Annotated in this window: 6 protein-coding genes and 1 pseudogene; 2 read left to right on the top strand and 5 right to left on the bottom strand. The window is 74.0% G+C overall.

Annotation, left to right across the window (positions count from 1 at the left end):
- Positions 1-1,791 (top strand): SbcC/MukB-like Walker B domain-containing protein (locus NBX02_RS07305; protein ID WP_445548308.1); only part of this gene is annotated, 1,791 nt, incomplete at its 5' end.
- Between the two features lie 111 nt (positions 1,792-1,902).
- On the opposite strand, the gene proB is transcribed toward NBX02_RS07305, so the two are convergent.
- Genes proB through rplU form a run of 4 tightly spaced genes read right to left on the bottom strand, consistent with a single transcriptional unit; the run spans position 1,903 to position 5,277 of the window.
- Positions 1,903-3,021: a glutamate 5-kinase gene (gene proB, locus NBX02_RS07300; protein WP_250285403.1), complete on the bottom strand. Its 1,119-nt coding sequence runs from the start codon at positions 3,019-3,021 to the stop codon at positions 1,903-1,905.
- Positions 3,018-4,634 (bottom strand): GTPase ObgE, encoded by a 1,617-nt coding sequence (obgE, locus tag NBX02_RS07295; protein WP_250285402.1) that lies wholly within the window; start codon positions 4,632-4,634, stop codon positions 3,018-3,020. Before obgE ends, proB begins: the two co-directional genes overlap by 4 nt.
- Positions 4,635-4,683: 49 nt before the next feature.
- Positions 4,684-4,953 (bottom strand): 50S ribosomal protein L27, encoded by a 270-nt coding sequence (rpmA, locus tag NBX02_RS07290; RefSeq protein WP_047222877.1) that lies wholly within the window; start codon positions 4,951-4,953, stop codon positions 4,684-4,686.
- Positions 4,954-4,959: 6 nt separating this feature from the next.
- Positions 4,960-5,277, bottom strand: coding sequence for a 50S ribosomal protein L21 (gene rplU, locus NBX02_RS07285; RefSeq protein ID WP_131766001.1), 318 nt, complete (start codon positions 5,275-5,277; stop codon positions 4,960-4,962).
- Positions 5,278-5,786: 509 nt separating this feature from the next.
- Here rplU and NBX02_RS07280 point away from each other — a divergent pair.
- Positions 5,787-6,422, top strand: a complete 636-nt coding sequence (locus NBX02_RS07280) for an MFS transporter (RefSeq protein ID WP_250290559.1) — start codon at positions 5,787-5,789, stop codon at positions 6,420-6,422.
- 112 nt (positions 6,423-6,534) lie between these two features.
- Here the strand turns inward: NBX02_RS07280 and NBX02_RS07275 are convergent.
- Positions 6,535-6,957 (bottom strand): annotated as a pseudogene (locus NBX02_RS07275) (ribonuclease E/G); the annotation flags it as partial.

The raw sequence follows: 6,957 nt of genomic DNA, 5'->3' as shown, positions 1-6,957 counted from the left end.
ACGGCGGACACGCCGGTGGTGGATGTCACGTCGGTGGTGGACGTCACCGCGGTGGGTCCGGCCGGCGGTGCGCGCGCCGAGTCCGTCACGCCGCGCGGCCCGTTGCCCGCCGAGGACGTCGCCAGCGGGCCGCCCCGCCCCGTCAGGGCGTTCGCGACGGTGACCATACTGGGCGCGGCCGACCCCGTCCCCGGCGGGAACGACGAGAAAAACGACCGCGAGGATGCGCGCGGCAACATCGCCGGTCACGACACCAGCGACCGTGGGAGCACCGACCGCACACCCCCCGGGCACCACGACCCCAGGGCCACCGACCACGGTTCCGCCGGCCACGGTTCCGCCGGCCACGGAGCCACCGGCCACGGTGCCGCCTACGGAGCCACCGGCCACGGGAGCGCCGGCCACGGAGCCACCTACGGCTCCGCCGGCCAGGCCGATCACAGGACCGTCGATCACAGGCCCGTGGACCACGACGCCGTGGTCGGCGTCGCGCGGCTGGGAGAGCTGCCCGCGGGCCCCGACCTGCCCGCTGTGCTCCCCGTCGACGTGTTCGAGCAGGCCGCGGCCGGCCTGGCGGACCGGGCCGAGGCGCTCGCCGCGCAGGCCGACGACCTCCCGGCCGCCGAACGGGCGCTTGAGCGGGCCCGTCAGGAGGAGACCCGGGCCACGGCCGACCTGGCCGGCCACACCGCCGGTGAGCAGCTCGCCCGCACCCGGGCGCAGGAGTGCCGGGCCCGGGCCGAACGGCAGCGGGCCAGCCTGCCGCCGGAGCTGCGGGACGTCGGGCGGCTGGCCGCCCGCCAACGCGAGGTCGCCCAGTTCGCCGACGCCTACTCCGACTGCCACGCGGCCGCTTCGGCCACGGCCCTGGCCGAGGAGGAGTACCGCCGCGCCGCGACCGGCGCCGGCCACGACGCCCACGACGCCGGCTTCCCGGACGTGGCCGCGGCCCAGGCCGCCTGCCGGGAGGAAGGCTGGATCCTCGGCACCGAGGCACGTCTGACGGCCTATCGCGACGATCTTGTCACGGTGCGCTCGCAGCTGGCCAGCCCCCAGCTGGCCGTTGATCCGGACACACCGGCACCGGTGGCCGAACGGGAGGCGGAGGCGCTCGCGGCCCGGCAGCGGCACGAAGCGGCGCTCACCGAGGCGGCGCGCGCCGGCGACCGGGCCCGGCGGCTGTCCGACCTGGTGCCCGCGTTCGCCGCCGCGTTCGCCGCGGTACCACCGCTGCGCGAGGCCGCGGCGGAACTGCGCGGCCTCGCCGAGCTGGCCACGGGCCGTGGTGGCAACCGTCACGGCATGCCGCTGTCGAGCTTCGTCCTCGCCGCCCGTCTCGAGGAGGTCGCGGCGGCGGCGAGCGGACGCCTGGCGGCGATGAGCGGCGGCCGGTTCACCCTCGTCCACGACAGCGGTGAGCGGCGGGACCGGCGCCGGCGGGCCGGCCTCGGCCTGCTGGTCGAGGACGCCTGGACGGGCCGGCGGCGCGACACCGCCACCCTCTCCGGCGGGGAGACCTTCCAGGCCGCCCTGTCCCTGGCGCTGGGCCTCGCCGACGTGGTCACCGCCGAGTCCGGCGGCCAGGCCATGGACGCGCTGTTCATCGACGAGGGGTTCGGCAGCCTCGACCCGGACAGCCTGGAGGAGGTCATGAACGTCCTGGACAGCCTGCGCTCCGGCGGCCGGCTGGTCGGCATCGTCAGCCACGTCGCGGACCTGCGCCAGCGCATCCCCACCCAGATCACCGTCATCAAACAGCCCCACGGCAGCCACGTACGCACCACCATCTGAGCTGGCCCTCAACGCGCAAGCCGTAGGTGGAAACCGGTGCCGCCGTGACGTTTTCCACCTACGGTGGCGGCAGCCGTAGGTGGAAAACGTCGTGGTGACGACGGTTTCTGCCTACGGTCTCCGCTGGAGGAGCACGATGTCGTCGCGGTGGACGATCTCTCGTTCGTAGGAGGAGCCGAGTTCCGCGGCCAGGTCGAACGTCGAGCGGCCCAGCATCCCGGGCAGCTCCGTGGCGTCGTAGGCGACCAGGCCGCGGGCGACCGGCCGCTCGGACGGGTCGACCAGGTCCACCGGGTCGCCCGCGACGAAGTCGCCGTCGACCCTGGTGACCCCGGCAGGCAGCAGCGACACCCGCCGGTTCACGATCGCGTTCACCGCCCCGTCGTCGAGGAACAGCCGGCCCTGCGGGGTGGTCGCGTGCTCCAGCCACAGCAGCCGGGACGCGCGGCGCGGGCCGCTGGGGTGGAACACCGTCCCCACCTCGGCGCCGGCTAGCGCGGTGGCGGCGTTCGCCGCCGAGGTGATCAGTGTCGTGACCCCGCCCGAGGCCGCCATCCGGGCAGCGTCGATCTTGGTTGCCATGCCGCCGACGCCCACGCCGGCGCTGCCGGTGCCCCGGGTGCCGACCCCGTCGAGGTCGGCGTCCGTCCGGACCTCGCGGATCATGGTGGCCGGGCCGCGCCGAGGGTTGGCGTCGTAGACGCCGTCCACGTCCGAGAGCAGGACCAGCAGGTCCGCGGAGACCAGATGCGCGACGATCGCGGCGAGGCGGTCGTTGTCACCGACCCGGATCTCCTGGGTGGCCACCGCGTCGTTCTCGTTGACGACGGGGACCACGCCGAGTTCCAGCAGCCGGTCGAGGGTGGTCCGGGCGTTGCGGTAGTGGGTGCGGCGCACCACGTCGGTGGCGGTGAGCAGCACCTGGCCGACCTGGTGGCCGGCGCGTCCGAACGCGGTCGCGTACCGGTGCACCAGCATGCTCTGCCCGACGCTGGCCGCGGCCTGCAGGGTCGCCAGGTCCCGGGGGCGGCGGGTCAGGCCCAGTGGCGCGAGCCCGGCGGCGATGGCTCCCGAGGAGACCAGTACCAGCCGGCCGGCCCGCGGCAGGAGCGCCCGGACCAGGACGTCGACGCGGTCGCCGTCGATACCGCCGGCCGCGGTGGTCAGTGACGACGAGCCGACCTTCACCACGACCCGGTCGGCCCGCAGCACGAAATCACGGTCTGTCACGCTTCGAGCTCGTCCTCCCGGCCATCGGAGCTGCCGGAACGGTCAGGGCCGCCCGAACGGTCGAGGCCGCCTGGATTGTCCAGGTCGAGAATGTCGGGAGCCTCAAGGTCGGGGGCCTCAAGGTCGTCGGTGATGTCCGGGCCGTACGGGCCGGCGTTCTGGTCGGTGAGAACTTCGCGGCCGCGGGCCCGGCTGGCGAGCCGCTGCGCACGGGTCAGCCGGGTGGAGGTGACCAGCCGGTCGTCGCTGCCCCGCGGGCCGAGGGTCGACTCCGGCCCGGCCGCCCCATCTTCATGATCATCGATGATCCGGCCGCCACGGCGGCTCAGCTGCGGCTCCCAGTCGAAGGTGACGTCACCGATGGTGACCGCCACGCCGGATTCCGCGCCGAGCCGGGCGAGTTCGGCCTCCACCCCCAGCCGGGCGAGGCGGTCGGCGAGGAAGCCGATCGCCTCGTCGTTGCTGAAGTCGGTCTGCCGGACCCAGCGCAGCGGCTTGGCACCGGCCACGACGAACCCGTCGTCATGCGCACGCACGGTGAAGTCGGGTTCGTCAACCGCGCGGGGCCGGATGACGACCCGCTGGAACGCCTGCGGCGGCCGCGCGGCACGATGTTCGGCGACCCGTTCGGCCAGGGCGAGCGAGAGCGCCCGCACGCCTTCGCGGGTCGCGCTGCTCACCGCGAGGACGTCCAGCCCACGGGCGGTGAGCTCGGGGGTGACCAGCTCCGCCAGCTCGCGGGCGTCCGGAACATCGATCTTGTTGAGGACGACGGCGCGCGGCCGGTCGGACAGGTCCGTCGAGTAGGCCGCGAGCTCGGACTCGATCACGTCCAGGTCGGTCAGGGGGTCGCGACCGGGTTCGAGGGTGGCGCAGTCGAGCACGTGGACGATGAGCGAGCAGCGTTCGACATGGCGCAGGAACTCCAGGCCGAGGCCGCGCCCGGTGCTCGCGCCGGGTATGAGGCCGGGGACGTCGGCCACCGTGTACGGCGCGTTGTCGCCGGCCTGTACCACGCCGAGGTTGGGCACCAACGTCGTGAACGGGTAGTCAGCAATCTTCGGCCTGGCGGCGCTGAGTACCGACACCAGCGAGGACTTGCCCGCGCTGGGGAAACCGACCAGCGCCACGTCGGCAACGGTCTTGAGCTCGAGGACGGCGTCGAGCTGCTCCCCCGGCTCGCCGAGCTCCGCGAACCCGGGGGCTTTGCGCCGGCTGGAGGCAAGCGCGGCGTTGCCCCGCCCGCCGCGCCCGCCACGGGCGAGGACCACGGAGCTGCCAGCACCGACAAGGTCGGCGATCTGCTCGCCGTCCGGCCGCAGGACGACGGTGCCGTCCGGCACGGGCAGGACGAGGTCGGTGCCGTCGGCGCCGTGCCGGTTGGAGCCCTGGCCGGGCCGCCCACCAGATGCCCGCTGGTGCGGGTGGAAGTGGAAGTCCAGCAGGGTGGTCACGTCCGGGTCGACCCGGACGATGACATCACCGCCCCGGCCGCCGTTGCCGCCGTCCGGCCCACCGAGCGGCTTGAACTTCTCCCGGTGGACCGACGCGCAGCCATGCCCACCATCACCCGCGGTGACGTGGAGGACGACGCGGTCAACGAAGGTGGGCACCGCACCGCTGCTTTCCTCAACCGCGGCCGACCGGCAACACCCGCCTGGATCAGGCGGACAGAAGCTCCTCGGCGGGTATGACGTTGACGACCCGACGGCCCCGCCGGGTACCGAACTGGACATGCCCGGCGGCCAGCGCGAACAGCGTGTCGTCGCCACCGCGGCCGACCTGCCCACCAGGGTGGAAGTGTGTGCCACGCTGCCGGACGATGATCTCGCCGGCGTTGACATACTGGCCGCCGAAACGCTTCACACCGAGACGCTGGGCGTTCGAGTCGCGGCCGTTGCGCGACGAGCTCGCGCCTTTCTTGTGCGCCATGTCGCTTCAGGCCTTCCCGGTCTCGATACCGGTCACCCGCAGGCGGGTCAGCTTCTGGCGGTGACCCTGCCGCTTGTGGTAGCCGGTCTTGTTCTTGAACTTGTGGATCCTGATCTTGGGACCCTTGACGATCTCGACGACCTCGGCGGTCACCTCGACGGACGCGAGCGCGTCCCTGTCGTGGGTCACCACGTCGCCGTCGACAAGCAGAAGAGCGGGCAGATTGACGGCCGCACCCGGCTCGCCCGGAACGAGCTCGACGTCGACGACATCGCCGACGGCGACCTTGTGCTGCTTGCCGCCGCTGGCCACGACCGCGTACACCGGTTCTCCTTGCTGAAGTCGGACGGGCGTTGGAGCACCCGAGGACAAGACGGCGCGACCGCTGACGGACACCGCCACCCTCAGGGGCTCTGACTGGCGCGGCGAAAACACCCCGCACCCGGCCCTGATTGCACTACCTTAACACCGTCGGCCAACCACAACGCCGCTGGCCAGCCGGGACCGGCCGCTGGTCAGCCGTTCAACCGGCCGCTGGCCGGCCGCACCGACACCGACGCGGACCGCCACGACATTACCACCATGCCGGCGAGCCCCTCGAACACCGGCAAGCCCCCGGAATGCCGGCAAGCCTCGGAACGGCATGTACCGGCCCGGCGCCGGCCCGCGCGACAGGCCCGCGGCGGACGCGCCCACACCCACCCACCAGACGCATCCCGCCATGGCACGGATGAACCATGGCGGTCCGCTCACGGGCACGCAACCATCCACTCTGGGGGTGGCTGCCCGGACCGGCAGCCGTCGCGGCAACGCCAGCCAGACGGGGGTGCACGGTGGGGTGGGTGGGGTGGCAGGTCGTGATCTGGAGCGCTGGTGCTGTGACGGTCGCCGCCGTCCTGACCGCCGGGTGGCCGCTGGTGGCCGCGGCCCACGCCACGGACCCGCCGCGCCGGTCGGCGACGATCGCGGCGTCCGCTGTCGTCATCACGACCGTGACCGGGGTGGCCGTCAACGATCTGGTCGGCCTTCCCACCGCGTTGCGCGCCCTGTGGGCGCTGGGCACGGCGGGCGCCGCGTGCTGGCTCGCGGTGCAGGCCCGCGGCCTGGCCACGGCCGGCGGCTTCGCCACGAGGACCGGCGCCACGAGGAGCGGAACCGCGAGGACCTGGGCCGCAAGGAGCGGGAAGGCCGAGAAGAGCGACGGTGGCCCCGGCCCCGGCCCCGACGGCGACTCAGACGGCGACACCCTCTGCGCCCAGGACGACGTCGTCCAGGCGCTGGTGGTCGCCTCCTACGCCCTGCAGATGGGGGACAGCCACCGCGCCAGCGACGCCGTCGACGGCGCGCTCCAGCGGTCCCGGGCCGTCCTGGACGCGCTGCTGCGCGAACGCCAGCGGGGTGACTTCGTCCGCCGGGAGCCGGTGCGGTCGTACCGGACGGTGGCGGACGCGTCCGCCGGCCGGCACTGAAACCACGGCCGGGCAGCCACACCGGCAGCCGGAAGCCGCCGGCGGAAGAATCCCTGCCGACGGCAGGCCGGGGATCCCGGTCACGGGCCAGGATCCCGCGGTGCGCGACCGGTCAGCTCTCGCGGGCCGCGCCCCCGACCGTCTCCAGGTCGCCCGGCGCGCTCTCCTGGGGCGGCGCGACCGCCCGCGAGGCACGCCGACGTCCGGCACGCGCTCCCGATGACCGGGATCCGTTCGACGACGGCCCCGGGCCGTTGGCCGGGCCGTCGTGGCCGGCCGTGTCGTGGCCGGCCGTGTCGTGGCCGGCCGCGTCATGAACGGCCGCGTCATGAACGGCCGCGTCATGAACGGCCGCGTCATGAACGGTCTCCGTACCGGGAGCTGTGCTGTCAGCGGGCTCGGTGCCGGGTGCTGGGGGCACGGCAGCGGCCGAGGCCGCCCCGGGCGGCTGGGCATCCGGGGCGATGGCGCCCGATGCCGCGCCAGCCGTTGCCACCGCGCCCGACGGCGCGCTGCCTGCCGACGACGGTGGCAC

The organism is Protofrankia sp. CiP1_Cm_nod1, assembly GCF_920888515.1.
Taxonomy (GTDB): domain Bacteria; phylum Actinomycetota; class Actinomycetes; order Frankiales; family Frankiaceae; genus Protofrankia.
Note: the sequence above shows the minus strand (reverse complement) of the source record. Positions and strands in the feature narration are given on the sequence as shown.